The sequence below is a fragment of the Scytonema sp. NUACC21 genome, assembly GCF_054684315.1.
The window spans coordinates 1-17,763 of sequence record NZ_BAAFZH010000067.1; the positions used below are offsets into that span (position 1 = coordinate 1).

Here is a 17,763-nt window from a genome sequence, read left to right on the forward strand (position 1 = left end):
GGATAAACCGAAGCGGTGAGCATCTTCAATCAAGATAGTATTGACTCGCGGGATGTCCAAACCTGATTCAATAATGGTCGTACAAACCAGAATATCTGCTTCTGCATTGCTGAAGGAGAGCATGGTTGATTCTAACTCACTTTCTTCCATCTGACCGTGGGCAATGGCAATTCTTGCTCCCGGTATCATCTCCCGCAAACTTCCTGCTATCTCTTCAATTCCCTCAACTCGTGGAACTACGTAAAACACCTGTCCGCCCCTATCGAGTTCTTGACGAATAGCACTGCGGACAGTTTCTGGGTTCATGGGAGAAAGGTGAGTTTTAATTGGTCGCCGGGATGGGGGTGGCGTGGTAATCAAACTCATTTCCCGAATTCCCGATAGGGACATATACAGAGTCCGGGGAATGGGTGTCGCAGACAGGGTTAACACATCAACCTGAGTTTTGAGTGATTTGATTTTCTCTTTTTGGTTGACCCCAAAGCGCTGTTCTTCATCCACCACTAACAATCCCAAGTCGCGGAAAACAACGCCCTTACCTAAAAGTTGGTGTGTTCCAACAACCACATCTAATTCCCCAGTTGCCAATCGTTTCAGAATATCGCGACGTTCTTCGGCAGTACGGAAACGGTTGAGTAAACCTACGTTGATGGGATAAGGTGCAAAGCGTTCTTTTAGGGTATGATAGTGTTGCTGAGTCAGGATGGTAGTCGGTGCAAGCAGTGCCACTTGTTTTCCTGCAGCAGTGATGGCTTTGAAAATGGCGCGGATTGCTACTTCTGTTTTACCAAAACCCACATCCCCACATACCAATCGATCCATTGGTCGTTCGCTTTCCATGTCTCGTTTGACATCTTGTGTTGCTTTTAACTGGTCGGTTGTGGGTTGGTAGGGGAAGGAATCTTCCATTTCCTCCTGCCAAGGTGTATCGACGGGGTAAGCATATCCTTTCTGTTGCGATCGCGCTGCGTATAATTTCAACAAGTCCACTGCCAATTTTTTGATAGTTTTGCGGACTTTGTTCTTGGTATTTTCCCAAGCTTTGCCAGTCATTTTATTAAGTTCTGGTGCCTTATCGCTTGTTGTACGCAACCGCGACAAAACACCGACTTGGTCAGCAGCAACTCTCAGTAAACCGTCAGCGTATTGTACTACCAAATACTCGCGTGTTTCCTCATTCAGTGTCAGACTTTCTAGTTTGAGGAATTTACCAACACCGTGGTTTTTATGAACGACATAGTCTCCCGGACGCAGTTTGTTGGGATCGACTTGTTTTGAAGCAGCTTTTCGCCGCTTGCGAATATAGGTGGGAGTTGCAAGAGTGTGCTGACCGTAGAATTCGCGGTCAGTAACGACGACTAAGCGGAAAGTCGGAAGAATAAATCCTTCTAATTCAGCCAGCCCCGAATACTTCAGAGCAACTGGTGTGTGATTGAGTTGTAACTTTTCAATCGCTTGGTAGTCGCGGGGGTTGGGAATAAACTGTGCGGGACAGTCGTGTTCCTGCAATAGGGAAACCGAACGGGAAGGTTGGGCGGAAATCAGCCATATTGAGAACTTGCGATCGCGTTCTTGTCGCAGTGTTTCCGCAATTTTCGCAAATTGGTGTGGATTGACCGGAACTCTGCGACTGGCAAGATTAACAATACCAGAACCTTCTTCTACCAGTTCCGATAGGGACAATTTATGAAATTTTGCCAGTTCCCCAAGACACTCATCAAAGCAACAATGGAGTTTCGGTAAAGTTATGGAACAGAAGGCAGTGTCTTCCCGACTCTCCAAATGCTGCCATTGTTCTTCAGCATTTTCTACCCACCGGTCGCTATGAGCATGGCATTGTTCTGGCTCATCAATAGCCACTAAAGTATTGCTAGGTAAATAATCTAGCAGTGAAGCTGGTTTGTCAAAAGCTAAACCCAAAAAGCGCCGACTACCTTCTAAAAGAGCGGAATGCTCGGTAGTAAGTTCTGAGTCGTTTAACTCCCCACTCAGTATTTGGAACTCAGCACTATCTTTCAGTGCTTCTGTCACGATGGGAGCAAAGCTAGTAGGGGTAAGAATCAGTTGGTCTATTTTGTCAAGGGCTGCGGAACGTTGAGTTGCTGGGTCAAATTCTCGTAGCTGCTCAATTTCGTCACCAAACCATTCCAGTCGAATTGGTAACTCTGAGGAAACAGGGAACACGTCAACAATATCACCGCGTCGGCTCCACTGCCCTTCTGTTTCCACCATAGGTACCCGTTCATACCCCAAATGAGTTATTTTTTCACTGAAGGCATTGAGGTCAAATTCCATACCCCGCTTAATAGTTAGGCAGAACGGCATTAAGGCGGATGGTGGCGGCAAATGAGGTTGTAGTGCTGCAACCGTGGCTACGATCGCTATTTGTCCTTTATCATTTGTCCTTTGTGCTTTGTGAGCCTGCGCTGTCGGGGTGTCCTCCTCTGTAGAAACATTGAGGGAATCAATTGCTGAGGACTCGTGAAAGCTGATTAAATCCGCCAGGACTTGCATTTGTCCCCAAGTCATTTCTGTCTCGGGATCGAAGGGTTCGTATGGGGATGCTTCAGAGGTTGGGTAAAAATGGACTGTCTGCCAACCCATCGCCTCTAATTGCGTTGTCCAGCGTCCGGCTTCCTCCAGAGTTGCACAAACCACGAACAAATTTCGTCCCTCAGTTTGAGCTAATGCCGAAGCCACCAAGCCTTTGGGCAATCGAGGAATGCCACTTAACAGCAATTCTTGTTGCCGATTTAACTTGGAGAGAAGTTCAGTGGTGAGCGGAGACCGCCCTAAAGTACGCACAATGGAAGAAAATGCCATAAGTTTCTAATCGATTCTTCTAAGCAGGTAAGTAGAATACACCTACCTTCTCCATTTTAAAAGTCTCAACAGTTGAAGGAGTCTCGCTCTAGATCGGTAAATAACTAGTACAATGTCCACTGACGAATCGCTAACATACGAATCAGTGTGACTTATAGTAACTAGCTTATGACTGACCTACGGTTCTTGATTAATTGCTTTTTCTGTATTTAAAGTATTTCATAACAACTCCTTGGATACTAGATACTAAGAGGTTAAGGTTAAGCACAGGTTGCCGAAGGTATCGGCATTTATAGAAATGTCTCCAACAATCGAAATTCTATTGATTCTTCTTTTAATTCTCGCCAATGGTCTGTTTGTCATGTCTGAATTGGCGATCGTCTCAGCACGAAAAGCACGCCTGCAACAACTGGCTAATCAAGGTGATACCAAAGCTCGGGTTGCTTTGGATTTGGCTTCTTCTCCCAATCAGTTCCTGGGAACCGTTCAGATTGGGATCACCCTCCTCACGATTCTTTCCGGTGCTTTTGGTGAAGAAACTATCGCCAAAAGACTTGTGCCTATTTTAAGTGTTATACCTTTGCTAGAAAAATATAAGGGACAGTTAGCTCAAGGATTAGCAATTTTAATTATCACCTATTTGACGCTAATTATTGGTGAATTAGTACCAAAACGGCTAGCCTTAGGTCACCCAGAACCGATAGCTTCTGTTCTTGCCATCCCAATGCGGATGTTAGCTACAATTGGGGCACCTGTTGTTTATTTACTCAGCGTTTCTACGGAAACAGTACTGCAAGTTTTGGGGATCAGACCATCCACAGAACCGCAGGTAACAGAAGAAGAAATTAGAGTCCTGATCGAGCAAGGGACTGAGGAAGGAACTTTTGAGGAAGCAGAGCAAGATATGGTCGAACGGGTATTTCGCTTGGGCGATCGCCCTGCTAGTTCCTTCATGACCCCCCGACCTGATATTGTTTGGCTGGACTTGGAAGATACTCCCCAAGAAAACCGAAAAAAAATCATTGACAGTGGCTATTCCCGGTATCCTGTTTGTCAGGGAGGGCTGGATAATGTACTCGGTATTATCCGAGTCACCGACTTGTTAGCCCGGAGTTTTTCCGGTGAGCAGCTAGATTTGACAATGGGTCTGCTACAGCCAACCTATGTGCCAGAAAGCACTCGCGGTCTGAAAGTTTTGGAATTGTTCAAGCAAACCGTAACCCACATGGCACTTGTGGTTGATGAATACGGCGTGATTCAGGGGCTAGTGACCCTCAACGATGTCATGATAGAAATTGTTGGTGATGTTCCCTCAATTGAAGACCAAGAAGACCCGCAAATTGTACAACGCGAGGATGGTTCCTGGTTGTTGGATGGGATGCTGTCTGTAGAGGAATTTTTTGAACTTTTTGATGTCGATCGTCTTCATTCTGAAGATCGGGGTAGCTATCAAACATTAGGTGGTTTTGTTATGGCACATTTAGGTCGTATTCCTACAACAGCAGATCACTTTGAATGGCAAGGTATGCGGCTTGAGGTGGTTGATATGGACGGGAACCGCGTTGATAAAGTGCTGGTGATGCCGCCAGTGGATAAATCAGCAGAAAATAATAGTAACTCTGATTCATAAAATTTTATTTGAATTGGTGGGGCTTTAGCCCCACCTACTGTTTATGTTTTAAGTAAATGTGCGGGAATAAACAGAACTATGTTACAAAATGTAATGTGCGGGAATAAACAGAACTATGTTACAAAATGTCAATAGATCGAGAAGTCTTACCAATGAGGAATGACCCTCCGGGTATCTCCTCCTCCAGAGGCTGCGCCAACGCCAGTTCACTCTTGTTGGGAAACCCGCCTGCTTTCCCTGGACTCACAAATGACTAAGGACGACCATTACCAGTGATGTTTTTTATACCGACCTACTTATTTGTAACAAATGACGGGTAAATTCACAAAAGCCTTCTCCTTCGCGGGCATTTGTAACATAAGCAGGTTGATACTTGAGTTGACCTGTATATTCAATTACGTTTGCTACCCCCACCGATACGGAAAAATAACCCTCATTAAATAAACTTTCATCATTGGGGCTGTCACCAACAGTCACTATCTGTTCTGAGGTGTATTGGGGAAAGTACTGCTGCAATACTTGTAACAATCCAATGGCTTTATCTTGTTCCAAAGGTTTGATGTGACACTGTACGTTACTGTAGGTGAATCCCCAACCCATTTGCTGGCAAAACTGACTTAATATTTGTAGTTCGTTTGTACTTAAGCCTTGGACATCAAAAGTCCAGTCAGTGATGCGAAAACGGTTATCTGTTGACTCTTGAAGCAGGGGAAACTGGGTTTTTAATTGCTGAAAAGCTGCTGCAAGCTGTTGGCGGTGGGCAACGAGGTCGGGAATGGGCGTTAGAGGTATTGGCGTATCACTTCCAGAGAGATAAAACAAACCACCGTTTTCAGCTATGGCACCAACAATAGGCAAGTAGTACGCTAAACCACTTACCCAACCCGCGCTTCGCCCGGTAACGATCGCGACTTGAATGCCAGCTTCTGCTAAATCCTGTAATCCTTGTAACAAACTACTGGTAAACTTTCCTCTCCTGGTTAAGGTACCATCCATATCAGTGGCGACTAAACGAATATTGGTAAAGGATGTAGTTGAACCACTCGATAGGGGGAGGAGTTTGTGCATATGCGGTAATGGAAAAGCTGTAAAAAACACTAACAATACCGCAATTTAGCATAGACGATTTGGGCATCCTAAAAGTGATGAATCATTTTTTGTGTTTGTCAATCATGTCCATTTTAGTGAGTGCTGCCCAATCCGCAAAACCAAAAACTGCAACAACAAAGACCACTCCCACAAAGGCATCCCAGGAAGTACCAGCGTTGGAGCCACAAGCATCTCCCCCAATCTTGGCGGTCACTTCGGTCGGGCTAGGTTTAGTTGTGGTTGCTTTAATTGTGTATGGTAAATTCCAGTTCAAAAAGTTGGAGAAAAAAGTTAAATTTGAACAGTTCCGCACGCGAGAACTGGAGAAGAAGTTTAAGCTAGCTCTAGAAACAATTCGTAAAATGGAAACGAACCCCGATTTGATCAACTCACGGGAGTTTAACTTGGATTATCTGCGAATGCGGATGTCGGAAGAGGTTTTCCATTTTGCGATCGTCAATCAAGTTAAAATCCAAGTCAAAGAAAAAATTTCTCAAGCACTCCGTCCAAATCAAGCCAATCAAGGCGTTGTGGGTATTGCTAGCAGCAATGGACGTCAGGTAGATGAAATGTTTGACGTAGAGTATGAAACTGGTAGTCCACCAAATACAGCTAAACGCGTCCTGTTTCGCGCTCAAATCCGTCTGATGAAGTTACCCACGCAACCGACTTCTGCCACTATCAGCCAAATTATTGACTGCATTGAAAATTTTCTCAGTCCGGCTGATGACCATGATACTTGGCAACCAACAATTCAAGGTCGCATTGCCTATATGCACTGGGACCAAAAGGCTAAGCCAACCCCTCTGCTGGTGTTGGAACAATCCAATGAAGGTGTGAATGTGACTTTCCGTACAAGTCGTCAGCCTAACGCCAACGCCCCTGCACAACAGCCTGTCAGTCAACCAACTTCACCAAGTTCATCCGCAAAGAAAAAGTCAGCAAAGAGTGAAAAGCCGTAAACAAGTTGCAATCAACGTTTTTACACAATTAGGAACTTCTCACTTTACTTTGAGAATTACGGGTTAAAAGACCATCTTCCATTTCTACAATGCGATCTGCTATGTCTAAAATGCGGTTGTCGTGGGTCACTAATAAAATCGTTGTTCCCTGTTCTTTTGCCAGGCGCTGCATCAACTCCACGACATCTCGCCCTGATTGTTTATCCAACGCTGCTGTTGGTTCGTCTGCTAACACAAGTGGTGGATTATTGACCAAAGCGCGGGCGATCGCAATTCTTTGTTTTTGTCCTCCTGAAAGATGTTCGGGATAGTAATTAATTCGTTCTCCCAAACCAACTGCTTTGAGCATCGCTTCCGATCTAGCAATGGCTTGTTGTTGAGAAATATGCTTGTTTAGTTCCACTGCCATTTGCACATTTTGCCTTGCAGTTAAAAATTCTAGCAAGTTATGCGCTTGGAAAATATAACCAATCTTACGCCGAATATTCACTAGTTTATTTTGGCTAGCTCTAAAAAGTTCTACATCTAAAAACTTTAAGCTTCCCTCTTGTACTGAACGCAGCCCACCAATCAAGCTCAGTAATGTAGTCTTCCCTGAACCTGATGGTCCAGTCATAATAACAATCTCTCCCGCCGCAATTTCCAGATTAATATTAAATAAAATTTGTTTTTTTAGAGCACCTTTTCCATAGTAGTGGTTAAGATTTTTGATACTAATGACAGAGCCTGTATACATAATTTTACAAGTGAGTGGTTAGTTGTTAGTGGTTATTGGTTGTCAAGACGCTACTAATAACAAATGACAAATGACTAAGGACAGCCTTCTCCAGTTACATTTTTTCACACTGATCTACTTAAAATATATCTGCTGGATCGGCTGACTGTAGTCTTCGTACAGCGATCGCGCCAGAAATAAAACACATTAAAATAGTCAAAATAAGTACCGTCACTGCTCTTTCAAGGCTCATAAAAACTGGTAGAAGAGTGGCAGCCCTTGCCCTGTCATATAAAAACAGCGTGACACCCAATCCTGGCAAGTATCCTAAAATTGCTAAAATCAAAGCCTCCTGTAGAATGACAACTAACAAATAATTATGTGTATAGCCTATTGCCTTTAAAGTGGCATATTCTGATAAATGGTCTGTTACCTCAGTGTAAAGTATTTGATATACAATTACAGTTCCAACAATAAAACCCATGATGGTTCCCAAAGTAAAAATGAAACCGATGGCTGTACTGCTTGCCCAGTAATTTCTCTCAAAATCAATAAACTCTTGCTTAGTTAAAACCTTAATATCTTTAGACAAATAGGCTTGTAATTTTTTAGCAACAATCTCCGGATTTGCTCCTGATTTTAACCTTATCAAACCAATATCAATTAACCCTGTCTGACGGTGAGAAAATATTCTTAGGAAATTTAGATCGCTCGTTACTAAATTACCATCCGCTCCAAAGGAGGCACCTAATGTAAATAATCCCCCTACTCTAGTTTTTCGATTTCTTACTTCTGCAGTAACAATTTTTCCCTGCTCGTAATCAGCAACAATTGGTCCGTATTCTTGCCTGGAAGAACGGTCATATAAAACAACATCAGATAATTTTAAATTATTGATATTTTCCTGGATACCGGGTAAATCTAATAGATTAAAATCTGGGTTCATTCCGACAACAAGAAGATTGCGAAAGCGACCAGTGACAGGATTTTTCCAAGCAGCATAATCCAAGTAAATAGGATGAACGGATTCAACTTCCCGTACATCTAAAGCTTTGTACAATCGCCGTTGAGAAAAGCTTTTTAATGACAATACAGCATTAGATTGATTGTTAATTAAAACAATATCTCCTCGCAAACTCATGTGGAGACGAACATTACTGTGATAAAGAGAATCCCGAAAGCCAAGTTGCATAAACATGAGAACGTCAGCAAAGGCAATTCCTGCAAGTGCCACAGCAAGACGTATTTTTTCTCGCTTTAGTTGCAACCACGCTAATGGTATTTTGTCAAAGAATTTATTCTTAATCATTGGTCATTGGTCATTGGTCATTGGTACCGCTTGGTATTCTAAAAATTTACCTGTTTGGTCGAGTACTGCGACTTTACATCCAGTGCGAAAACCCGGATCTATAGCTAGCGTTGGTTTCATTCCTGCGGGTGCTCCCAGCAATAACTCTCGTAAATTAGCTTCAAATGTTTTGATAGATTCAATATCTGCGTAGGTTTTCTTTTCCGCAATCACTTCACTCATCAAGGAAGTTTTCATCAATCGATTGAAAGCGTCTTTGAGCATTGCTTGATAAAAGTCACGTATTGCGCGAACTTTTGTTTTAATTTCCTCTGATTCTAAATAAGATAGGACGACATCTTCATCATAGGAAATTTCAAAGTTCAGCACTTCCTCTGCTTCACCCCGACATAATGCCAGCATATTATGTGGGGCAATATTTTTGACTTTCATCTGATAATTGCGGTACATTTCAAATTTAGTTGTACCTTCTGGATGGTCATCCTTAATGCGGGAAACAAACACTCCTTCTTCTAGAAAATAGTCTCGGAGATACGATCGCAACTCCGCTTTTTCCGCAACTTCTTCCGCGAGGATATCCGCAGCGCCTTTGAGTGCTTCGGAGGCTGTTTTAACGCCCTTCTCAAGGGAAATGTATTTTGCTGCTTCAGCATCTAAAGAGGCTGATACACCGTTTTTGACGTTTAATGACTTGATGAACTCTGCAAGTGGTTCTAACCCTTTTTCTCTGGCGACGGTAGCACGGGTACGTCGTTTTGGACGGAAGGGTAGGTATAAATCCTCAAGTTCGGTTTTTTGTAAACAAGCTTCTATTTTTTCTTTCAGTTCGTCTGTGAGTTTACCTTGTTCTGCGATCGCGTTTAAAATTGTCGATTTTCTTTCTTCCAATTCTGTTAAGTAAGAATACCTATCTGCCAGTAGGCGCAACTGAACTTCATTCATTTCCCCAGTACGCTCTTTGCGATAACGTGCAATAAAGGGAATTGTTGCACCCTCCGCTAAAAGATCTAGCGCGTTTTGCACCTGATAGGGTTTAAGGTCTAGTTCAGTAGCCAGTAATTGAGGAATGTTTAGCATTGGGTGTTTCAGTTGAAAACGCTACTTTTAAGGGTAATACGCTAGATAGATTCATCAGCGCAAGCAGAAAATGTTAAGCTAGTTTAACAGACTCATTCGGAATCTTGTATTTATACGCTGTTGTTATGGTTAGCGTGTTATGGCTGAAACAGGATAGTCTGTTATATTAAATACACTTGTTACCGACAACAGTTCTGATATGCACACATTAACGCTTCTGCTATTTGCCCAGAGGTGAGGAACGATGGCTTTGTTTTTCTTGATTCCGCTACTTACCGGTTTGATAGGTGGCTACATCTTTAAAAAATGCACTGACGAAATTGGGTATTTCGTGGGGATTTTTGCAATTATCTGCTTTGTTTTAAGTTTGGTGCTAGCACCGTGGCAGATTTTGCTTTTGCTGCTCCTAGTTATCCTCATTACTACTCAAAAACTTTTGCAGAGAGTGGAAAAGAACGATGAAAACGTAGATGACTCTGGTGGAAAAGAACTAGTCGATTCTAAACATCAGGTAACTGAGGAAATGGGACGCAAATACCGTGGTATAACTTACTAAGTGTTGCATCCCTACCGATCCAGTTACTGAGAAAAAACTTGCAGGAGTAAGTCTTTGAAAATTCAAAGCGCTCGCGGCTCCTGTAGTTTAAATTACTTCGTTAGATAAGTAACTCATTTTTTGACTTGAATAATTAACAATCTTATTTAATTTATGAAAATGAAAATTACAGACCCCGGTTTCTTTAAGAAGTTGAGGGTTTCGTTTTTTGGTAAGTCAATGTTCATACATTTGCTTGTGCTTGGCTAAAAGCTGGAGGTACTTTTCATTTGTCTTTGCTTGTATCCACTTTTCTTTGAAAATTGCAGCCGACTCAGCCTTAACTGGGTCAGTCTCTGTCGGCAGAATCTCTTTCCTAGCTTGAAGTTGAGCTTCTTTAGAAGTTTCTTTTTGTGGATTTGTTTTGTACTTTTTTCCACTTTTGTGATTGGCATAGCGGCGCGATCGTGTATAACCCATCTGTAAAAACTTACGTGCCATGTCTGCACCCACAAAATCATCTTGCTCTAAATATTTCAGAAACATTTGGTATATTTTTTCACTTGATTGTTTGGCAATCTCTGGAGTTTTGAACCGCCAATAAGGCAGAATTTCTGATTTGTAAGGTTCTACCAACAGCACTCCCTGTTCGCCTTTTCCAATGTGATAAAGTTCAGGGCATTGTCTGAAATTAATATTCTGAAAGTCTAAAGAATAATCAAACATTTGAGGTTGTCCTTTGTCATTAGTCATTTGTCATTTGTGATTTGTAGAAGGTCATTGGTTATTTGTCCATTGTCTTTTGCTTAATACAAAAGAAATATCCGTAGGTAGGGCTATGACTCACAATTGAATAACGGTGGGCAGTGCTACATGACTCATGTTGTGCAATTGGTGGGCAGTGCCCACCCTACATGACTACTAGTTTGAACCGTTAATCATTTGTCCAAAGTCCAATACTTAATACAAATGACTAAGGACAAATGACTTTTGACAAATGACTAGGGACAACCCATACCACATCTATCAACTTTTGCCCAAACTTTTGTTGTCTTTTGAGTGGGACTGGGAGGTGGTACAAATTCGACTTGAAGAATTTTGAGTTTTTCTTTAGGTTTAAGAACTGACACAGCTTTTTGTTCTTTATGACTAAAATTAGGTGCTTGCGGTCTATTCTCCCTTAGCGTCACTCCTGGTGTAACTATTACAGTGACTATTTCTCCTACTGAAGGAACAACACGTGAATCGGTAGACTGGGAATTTTGGAGTAAAGGCTTTCCAACCAATGCTGTATTTGAAGCATTGTTAACATTACCCAGAAAAATCCAGCCATCAGGATTGGAAAAGATTGGAGATGGTGTTGTAGGTGATGCTTGATTGATATTTTGGCTAACTTCTGACAATGTTGTGGATGATATTTGATTGATATTTTGGCTTGGTTCAGGTGCTTTTGTAGCAAACAGATTTTGTTTTGGAATAAATCCTGCGATCGCACCAACCAAAGTTATAATTCCTACTCCTGCAATAAATTCGCCAATTCCAGAGAAGCTTCGTTTTTGTTCTGTTTTTGGTTGAATTCTTTGATGCTGAAGCTGTTGAAAATCTTCTTGCCTTTGTTGATTTTTTTGATTCTCTGTGGTTTCACGAGCATTATTAGCCTGTTGTAAATCATTCAACCTTTGACCAACCTGTTCCTGAACATCATCGCTGGGTGGATGCTCGATTGGCTTCAAAAGCTGCACTTTCACCTTATGCTCTTCACTCAATTTAGTGTTGAGATTTGCAGGCTTCTCTTCATGAACGACTTTTTCAACGTTTTCTACAGCAATTAGAGATGGCTGAACATCTTTAGGTGTAGCTTTTACGGTGTTTTTTACATCAACTACAAAGGGGCTAAACTCATTAGGCGTAACTTCTACTACATTACCAACACCATTGATGGTGTGGTTAATTACCTCAACAAAATTCTGGAAGTTATCTCCTACAGATGGTCTAGTATTCTCAGGTAAAGCTTTTGGAGCATCCTCTGCACTTATTACAGGTGGCTTAACATCCTCAACTGTATCTGCTGTTGATTTTTCTGCATTGTTTACACAGGAGTTCACACCCTCAGTTTCATTGTTATCTGTACCTTTTACAGATTCCTGGGGCTGCACTTCTTCTACTTCTTCTGGTGTCTGTTCTACCGCGTTAGCAATATCGGACTTAGAGGCATTCACCAGTTCAACTGTTTCTTGAACTGCCTCGACTTTGCTTTCTACAGATTCCTGAGGCTGCACGTCTTCTGGTGTTTCTTTTGCTAGAAACTTTTCATTATTGACATTGGAGGGAAAAGCAGTAGGTATATTTTCAGATTCACTGACTACAAGAGGCACTACGGAAGGCGTAACCTCTGGCGGCGTAATTTTTTCTGTATCCTCTATGTCTTCTACACCGACTACAGAGGACTTGACTTGCTCAACTGTATCTTTTACTGTATTCGCTACATCGTTTACACTTTGGTAAACAACCACAGCCACGTCTTGGGCTGTATCGACTACATAGGGCTTGACCTGCTCAACGGTGTCTTTCACCGTATCAACAGCAGTCACCACAGAAGGTTTGACTCGATCGACCGTGCCTTTCACCGTATCAACGGTATCTTTTACTGTATCAACGGCACTCACTACAGAAGGTTTGACCCGGTCAAAGGTATCTTTCACCGTATCAACCACACCCACTACAGAGGGCGTAACTTGCTCCACTGTATCCTTGAGTGCATCTCCTACACCATTTACACTATGATGAACAGCGTCAGCTACAGTCTTGGCTGCACCTACAACACCCTCGACAGTCCGGTTCACAGTTTGAGCTGTACCCTTACCTACTAAAGCGCCAGCTACTGTGCCCACTACACCACCAACAGCTCCTCCGACTCGGCGACCAAGTAAACCACCAATTGCTGCTCCAACTAACCCACCACCTATACCTGTTGCTACTCGCGGAACCACATTTTGCTTCCTAGAGCGGTCAGCCTTTTCTCCATGCTTCTCAACAGGCTGGTTGTTATCACTCATAATAATTGTCTCTCTCCTACAACAAGGCGGTATTACACCCAACTGAAGCAGCTATTAAGCACAAATTTAACAGGTGATTGAGTGACAGCTTAACGACCTAAAGGTGTATCTCCTGAGATTGTTGGCAATAGAATCTTAACTTTTGTTGCAAGCTGGGAAATTGAATCAGCAGGGTGGGGAAATCCCACCCCAATCTTTATTTTTGCTGGTCTAATGGAACTAAAATATAAGTCGTCTGATTATTGGGTGCCTGACTATTAGGTAGGGTGACTATTTGACCGATGGGTGGAGTCTTATCTTCAACTGCGTTAGTGGCTACGTCTACCGTACCTTTGATGTTGTTGTTAACACCTTCGGCTGCACCCTTCACGATGCCTATGGAGTTGTTTAAGGTGTCATTAACGTTGACTGCTGTGGCTTTGACAGCAGCCATAGCATTGTTTACAGTTTCGTTAATGCCCAAAGCTGTATCTCTGACGGTCTCCCCTACTTCGTTGACAGTGCCGTTAACACCATCTGCTATTGAGGTGACTGCGTCTCCTACACCTTTTGCAGTTTGGTTAATCCCCTCCGCTGTATTCCGTACCGCGTTTCCGGCTCGTTTTACATTTTGGTTAACCCTTTCGGCTGTACCCTTAATAGTCAAAGCTCCAGCTATTGCGCCTAAGCTAGCACCAATGAGTGCTCCAATAGCTACTTTAAAAAATCCATTACTCTTATCTTCATTTATTTGAGCGGCATTTTCATCAACATTAGGTTGCTCTGTACTAAAATCAATATCTTCCCGATCCAAAACTTGCTGGTTACCGTTCATAATAATTCTTTCCGTTGTGCCAAAAGTTATTCCTGCTTACACCATGAATCAATGTTTAGAACTTTTTTCCTTGATTTAACAAGGTCTAAACAGGAAAAATCCTAGTGTGTGACTTGTATGTTTCCTATGTTTTTAGGTAGCCCTCAAGCTTGAAGGTATAAGAATAGCTCCAAGTTTATCGAAAAGAACTATGGTTTACCCTTGGTTGTTTAGGACTACCTTGCTTTAACAGTTAACAGTGAGTAAATTCTAGGGCTTATACCTTTTTGTTCGGCGATAACTGCTCACTGTTCTCTGATTTTGCTCAAATTATCTATTGCGATCGCTCAACCGAGAAATTTCTTCATCAATTGCCTTTTTTTCGTCATCATCTAACGACATCCCAGCGGTTACAGCCATAGTTGGATCGCCTAAAGGCATAGTTGGAGCAACATCAAGTCCTTCCATTGGGTCTGGTGCTGAAACATAGACCATTGGCATCCGATCCATTTCTACGTTCGCACTGTCGATTTGCTCTTTACCCGCATTCGTTCTGTCTTGAAATTGATTGCTCCGATCTTGCGATCTTTGTGCATTATTAGCTGCATCTTGCACAGATTGGCTAATATCCTGGGCTGCATTCTGTACGGAGTCCGATGCACTTGCTACAGTTTGCTTAGCTTCCTCAGCAGCACGATTTGTTGTATCTTTTGCATTCTCAGCAGCAGTTTGTACAGCTTGGTTAAGATTGTGCGCTGTATTCTGTACTGCGTCTACTGTACCTGCCACGGTTTGCTTAGCTAACTCAGCTGCACTCTGGGCTACTTCTACTGTACCTGCTACAGCTTGGGTGGCTCCCTGAGCAACACCTTGTGCTGTGTCCACTGCACCGCCAACAACAGCTTCGCTAGCCCCCTCAGCGATGCTCTTTACTGCTTGCCCTAAGCCTTTTCCCGCATGGCCGAGACCCTCGCCTATAGTCTTTGTCGCTTCTCCAAGTCCTTTTGCAGCAGTATTAAAACCTTTAGCTACTCTTCTACCAGCAAAAGCGCCAATTAATGACCCTAATGTACCAGCAACGAGTCCTCCTACTAATGCTCTGGTTAACATAGGATTCATGCCTTTGTTACCAGTTTGAGTATTGGATTGACCTGCAGATGGAGAACTATTTGCCTGTGTATATGCCCCCACACCTGTATTAATACTTACTGAACCTGCATTAGGTTGAGCCGATCTCGTGCGGTTAGCATCATCGTTTCTCGATACTCCTGCACCTGTGTTGATACCTGCTGAACCTGCATTATAACCTGCATTATATTGACCGGAACTCATGCGGTTAGCATCATCGTTTCTCGATACTCCAGAACCTATGGTGATGTTATCTACTAAACCTGCATTGGATGGAGCCGAAATCATGCGGTTAGCATCATCGCTTCGCGATACCCCTGCACCTGTGTTGATGCCTGCTGAACCTGCGTAAGGTTGTTCTGCTGTCATACCGTTAATATTTACGTCCTGTCTATCCCGACCCTGCCTGCTTTCAACCATGATTATTTGTTTCCTGATTCAAAAGGGGTTAACGCTTATTTAGTAAAGATTGTTTTCATTTGAAATCTAACGATTAAAATTAACAACTTAACCAATCTCAGGGTATACATATTAAAATAGATACTCTATCTGTAGTTGTAATTAATAAGCTAATTGACATATATATATATTTAACGTTACTTATTTTTACTTGTTAATATATGTTTCATCTTTAATTTCTTGTCGATTTCCTATTAAATAACATTAATTAATTCATTTTATCAATTTTATTTCTAAGTTATTGAATTTATTTTTAACTAACTGTTTTAATAAAAATGTTCCTATCTGAATCAAGAAATTTAGGTCTGCTATGCTATCAAGTCCCCAATCCCTACAAAATGTCCTTGCTCCGGGCGATCTACGGCAAGTGCATCACATAGCCCTCAACGTTCACGATATGCAAGCTTCACGACATTTCTACGGCACTATTCTCGGTTTGCACGAACTAACTGGTGATGAAGTTCCTGCAACCCTGGTGGATTTAGTCGCACAAGGAAAGGTCGCCAATTTTGTCACTCCTGATGGCACGATTCTCGATTTATTTTGGGAACCGGATTTACCGCCACCAGACCCGAATCCAGAACGCACTTTTACCAGAGCATACCATTTGGCATTTGATATTGCTCCCCAGTTATTCGATCGCGCTGTTGAAGTTTTAAGACAGAATCAAATGACAATTGCTCACGGTCCAGTTACCCGCCCAACAGGTAGGGGAGTGTACTTTTATGACCCCGATGGCTTTATGATAGAGATTCGTTGCGATCCAGAATAGATAATGGTTAGTGGTTAGTGGTTAGTGGTTAATGGCAAAACTACTAATTACTAACTACTAACCCCCACCTACTAACTACTAACCCCCACCTACTAACTACTAACTACTAACTACTAACTAATCACAAACGACCATGATTGACTCAAAGACATATCAAGTGATTGAAGAAGCAATTCAGAGACCTCCAATAACACATGAACCGCAGAAGCAGTCATTGAAAGCTTGGGCAATGTATTGTTTGCGTGATAGAGGTTTTAAGGTGGTATATGCTCAAAATGCTGATTTTGCTATAGAAAGTCGAAGCGGAGAAAAAATGTATTTTAAGGTCACGGAGAGTACAACCGATTTGGATAATCAGTTTGGTTGGATAGTTTGGGATAGTACAACTAAAAGTGCTAGCTTGATTCCGCCTCAATCTTAGGGAAGAATTTTGGTGGGCAGTGCCCACCAAACACTACTTATGAGGGGGGAAACAAGACATCTAATTCCCGAACCTTTATAAGGGGAGGGTTAGGGAGGGGTAAATTTAAATTTTATAGCTTGACCGAAGCGTCAAGAATCACCGACCCTTTAGGGCGGTGAGCATGTCAAAAATATCCGCTTATCGCAAGCAGCGAATTGCCTCTAATAAACCTCGAGATTTATTCAAGGTTTCTTCATATTCTTTTTCTGGATCGGAATCAGCAACCAAGCCTGCACCTGCTTGCACGCTGACGGTATTATTGCGGACAACCATTGTGCGAATGGCGATCGCACTATTCAATTGTGGTTTCCGTATCGAAACTGGAGAGATTGAAACCCAACTTGCCCAATATCCCTCGGTTCAAGAATCCGTAGTTGTAGTGAGAGAGGATATACCAGGTGACAAACGGCTTGTGGCTTATGTAGTATCTGAACGGGAATTAGCTCCTCAACTCAGTGAATTACGGTATTTCTTAAAAGAAAAACTACCCGATCACATGATACCTACTGCCTTTGTACCAATGAAGGCACTGCCACTCACACCCAATGGCAAGGTGGATCGCCAAGCGCTACCAACACCAGATAATCTTCGCCTACAGTTAGAAGAAACTTACATTAAACCACAAACTGATATAGAAAAATCTATCGCTACAGTTTGGCAGAAAATACTCAAGGTAGACAAAGTTGGCATCCATGATAACTTCTTTGACCTTGGTGGACATTCATTATTAATGGTTCAAGTTCACAGTCAACTCTGTCAAATATTCCAAACAGAATTATCCATACTTGAACTTTTCAGGTATCCAACCATCAGTTCTTTAGCTGATTTTTTCAGTCGAGCCAATCACAATAAATTATCAGATTCTTATCAAACGGAGTCCCGAACCCAACAGTTAGAAAATGGAAAAGCTCGCATCAAACAATTTCTAAAAATTAGCAAGAAAGTGAAATAA

14 protein-coding genes and 2 pseudogenes are annotated in these 17,763 nt (G+C 42.2%); 6 read left to right on the forward strand and 10 right to left on the reverse strand.

Annotated elements, in window-relative coordinates; all coding sequences use genetic code 11:
- Positions 1-2,823: transcription-repair coupling factor (mfd, locus tag ACYRY3_RS11715; RefSeq protein ID WP_460201847.1), on the reverse strand; the 2,823-nt coding region annotated here is incomplete at its 3' end.
- Positions 2,824-3,121: 298 nt separating this feature from the next.
- Here mfd and ACYRY3_RS11720 point away from each other — a divergent pair.
- Positions 3,122-4,453 carry a hemolysin family protein gene (locus ACYRY3_RS11720; protein WP_460201848.1) on the forward strand — a complete coding sequence of 444 codons (1,332 nt, stop codon included), beginning with the start codon at positions 3,122-3,124 and terminating at the stop codon, positions 4,451-4,453.
- A 282-nt stretch (positions 4,454-4,735) separates the two neighbouring features.
- On the opposite strand, the gene ACYRY3_RS11725 is transcribed toward ACYRY3_RS11720, so the two are convergent.
- Positions 4,736-5,521: an HAD family hydrolase gene (locus tag ACYRY3_RS11725; protein ID WP_460201849.1), complete on the reverse strand. Its 786-nt coding sequence runs from the start codon at positions 5,519-5,521 to the stop codon at positions 4,736-4,738.
- Positions 5,522-5,625: 104 nt separating this feature from the next.
- On the opposite strand from ACYRY3_RS11725, the gene ACYRY3_RS11730 reads away from it, so the two are divergent.
- Complete coding sequence (locus ACYRY3_RS11730) at positions 5,626-6,504, forward strand: hypothetical protein (RefSeq protein WP_460201850.1); 879 nt, start codon at positions 5,626-5,628, stop codon at positions 6,502-6,504.
- A gap of 28 nt (positions 6,505-6,532) precedes the next feature.
- Here the strand turns inward: ACYRY3_RS11730 and ACYRY3_RS11735 are convergent, their stop codons facing one another.
- The 3 genes and pseudogenes from ACYRY3_RS11735 to ACYRY3_RS11745 all read right to left on the reverse strand — a co-directional run.
- Positions 6,533-7,240: a DevA family ABC transporter ATP-binding protein gene (locus ACYRY3_RS11735; protein ID WP_460201851.1), complete on the reverse strand. Its 708-nt coding sequence runs from the start codon at positions 7,238-7,240 to the stop codon at positions 6,533-6,535.
- Between the two features lie 118 nt (positions 7,241-7,358).
- On the reverse strand, positions 7,359-8,528 hold the full coding sequence (devC, locus tag ACYRY3_RS11740; protein ID WP_460201852.1) for an ABC transporter permease DevC: 1,170 nt from the start codon (positions 8,526-8,528) through the stop codon (positions 7,359-7,361).
- A 24-nt stretch (positions 8,529-8,552) separates the two neighbouring features.
- Positions 8,553-9,605: pseudogene (locus ACYRY3_RS11745) on the reverse strand (Tex-like N-terminal domain-containing protein); the annotation flags it as partial.
- 244 nt (positions 9,606-9,849) lie between these two features.
- On the opposite strand from ACYRY3_RS11745, the gene ACYRY3_RS11750 reads away from it, so the two are divergent.
- A complete protein-coding gene (locus ACYRY3_RS11750) occupies positions 9,850-10,161 on the forward strand; it encodes a hypothetical protein (RefSeq protein ID WP_460201853.1) in 312 nt (103 codons plus the stop codon).
- A gap of 216 nt (positions 10,162-10,377) precedes the next feature.
- On the opposite strand, the gene ACYRY3_RS11755 is transcribed toward ACYRY3_RS11750, so the two are convergent.
- The 4 genes from ACYRY3_RS11755 to ACYRY3_RS11770 all read right to left on the reverse strand — a co-directional run bounded on the left by ACYRY3_RS11755 (position 10,378) and on the right by ACYRY3_RS11770 (position 15,537).
- A complete protein-coding gene (locus ACYRY3_RS11755) occupies positions 10,378-10,893 on the reverse strand; it encodes a DUF4385 domain-containing protein (RefSeq protein ID WP_460201854.1) in 516 nt (171 codons plus the stop codon).
- Positions 10,894-11,141: 248 nt separating this feature from the next.
- Positions 11,142-13,196 (reverse strand): hypothetical protein, encoded by a 2,055-nt coding sequence (locus ACYRY3_RS11760; RefSeq protein WP_460201855.1) that lies wholly within the window; start codon positions 13,194-13,196, stop codon positions 11,142-11,144.
- Positions 13,197-13,392: 196 nt separating this feature from the next.
- Positions 13,393-14,010 carry a hypothetical protein gene (locus ACYRY3_RS11765; RefSeq protein ID WP_460201856.1) on the reverse strand — a complete coding sequence of 206 codons (618 nt, stop codon included), beginning with the start codon at positions 14,008-14,010 and terminating at the stop codon, positions 13,393-13,395.
- 309 nt (positions 14,011-14,319) lie between these two features.
- Positions 14,320-15,537 carry a methyl-accepting chemotaxis protein gene (locus ACYRY3_RS11770; protein WP_460201857.1) on the reverse strand — a complete coding sequence of 406 codons (1,218 nt, stop codon included), beginning with the start codon at positions 15,535-15,537 and terminating at the stop codon, positions 14,320-14,322.
- Between the two features lie 349 nt (positions 15,538-15,886).
- Here ACYRY3_RS11770 and ACYRY3_RS11775 point away from each other — a divergent pair, with 349 nt between their 5' ends.
- Positions 15,887-16,348: a VOC family protein gene (locus ACYRY3_RS11775; protein WP_460201858.1), complete on the forward strand. Its 462-nt coding sequence runs from the start codon at positions 15,887-15,889 to the stop codon at positions 16,346-16,348.
- 133 nt (positions 16,349-16,481) lie between these two features.
- Positions 16,482-16,769, forward strand: a complete 288-nt coding sequence (locus ACYRY3_RS11780; protein WP_460201859.1) for a hypothetical protein — start codon at positions 16,482-16,484, stop codon at positions 16,767-16,769.
- Positions 16,770-16,949: 180 nt separating this feature from the next.
- On the opposite strand, the pseudogene ACYRY3_RS11785 reads toward ACYRY3_RS11780, so the two are convergent.
- Positions 16,950-17,114 (reverse strand): annotated as a pseudogene (locus tag ACYRY3_RS11785) (chorismate-binding protein); the annotation flags it as partial.
- Here ACYRY3_RS11785 and ACYRY3_RS11790 point away from each other — a divergent pair.
- Positions 17,092-17,763 carry a phosphopantetheine-binding protein gene (locus ACYRY3_RS11790; RefSeq protein WP_460201911.1) on the forward strand — a complete coding sequence of 224 codons (672 nt, stop codon included), beginning with the start codon at positions 17,092-17,094 and terminating at the stop codon, positions 17,761-17,763. The pseudogene ACYRY3_RS11785 and the gene ACYRY3_RS11790 overlap by 23 nt on opposite strands.

Excerpts from the sequence above, each read along its gene's own strand:
- ACYRY3_RS11750 (WP_460201853.1), top strand. The coding sequence starts at position 9,850 with ATGGCTTTGTTTTTCTTGATTCCGCTACTTACCGGTTTGATAGGTGGC.
- ACYRY3_RS11770 (WP_460201857.1), bottom strand. The coding sequence starts at position 15,537 with ATGGTTGAAAGCAGGCAGGGTCGGGATAGACAGGACGTAAATATTAAC.
- ACYRY3_RS11735 (WP_460201851.1), bottom strand. The coding sequence starts at position 7,240 with ATGTATACAGGCTCTGTCATTAGTATCAAAAATCTTAACCACTACTAT.
- ACYRY3_RS11725 (WP_460201849.1), bottom strand. The coding sequence starts at position 5,521 with ATGCACAAACTCCTCCCCCTATCGAGTGGTTCAACTACATCCTTTACC.
- ACYRY3_RS11755 (WP_460201854.1), bottom strand. The coding sequence starts at position 10,893 with ATGACTAATGACAAAGGACAACCTCAAATGTTTGATTATTCTTTAGAC.
- ACYRY3_RS11720 (WP_460201848.1), top strand. The coding sequence starts at position 3,122 with ATGTCTCCAACAATCGAAATTCTATTGATTCTTCTTTTAATTCTCGCC.
- ACYRY3_RS11765 (WP_460201856.1), bottom strand. The coding sequence starts at position 14,010 with ATGAACGGTAACCAGCAAGTTTTGGATCGGGAAGATATTGATTTTAGT.
- ACYRY3_RS11780 (WP_460201859.1), top strand. The coding sequence starts at position 16,482 with ATGATTGACTCAAAGACATATCAAGTGATTGAAGAAGCAATTCAGAGA.
- ACYRY3_RS11730 (WP_460201850.1), top strand. The coding sequence starts at position 5,626 with ATGTCCATTTTAGTGAGTGCTGCCCAATCCGCAAAACCAAAAACTGCA.
- ACYRY3_RS11775 (WP_460201858.1), top strand. The coding sequence starts at position 15,887 with ATGCTATCAAGTCCCCAATCCCTACAAAATGTCCTTGCTCCGGGCGAT.
- ACYRY3_RS11790 (WP_460201911.1), top strand. The coding sequence starts at position 17,092 with ATGGCGATCGCACTATTCAATTGTGGTTTCCGTATCGAAACTGGAGAG.
- ACYRY3_RS11760 (WP_460201855.1), bottom strand. The coding sequence starts at position 13,196 with ATGAGTGATAACAACCAGCCTGTTGAGAAGCATGGAGAAAAGGCTGAC.
- devC (WP_460201852.1), bottom strand. The coding sequence starts at position 8,528 with ATGATTAAGAATAAATTCTTTGACAAAATACCATTAGCGTGGTTGCAA.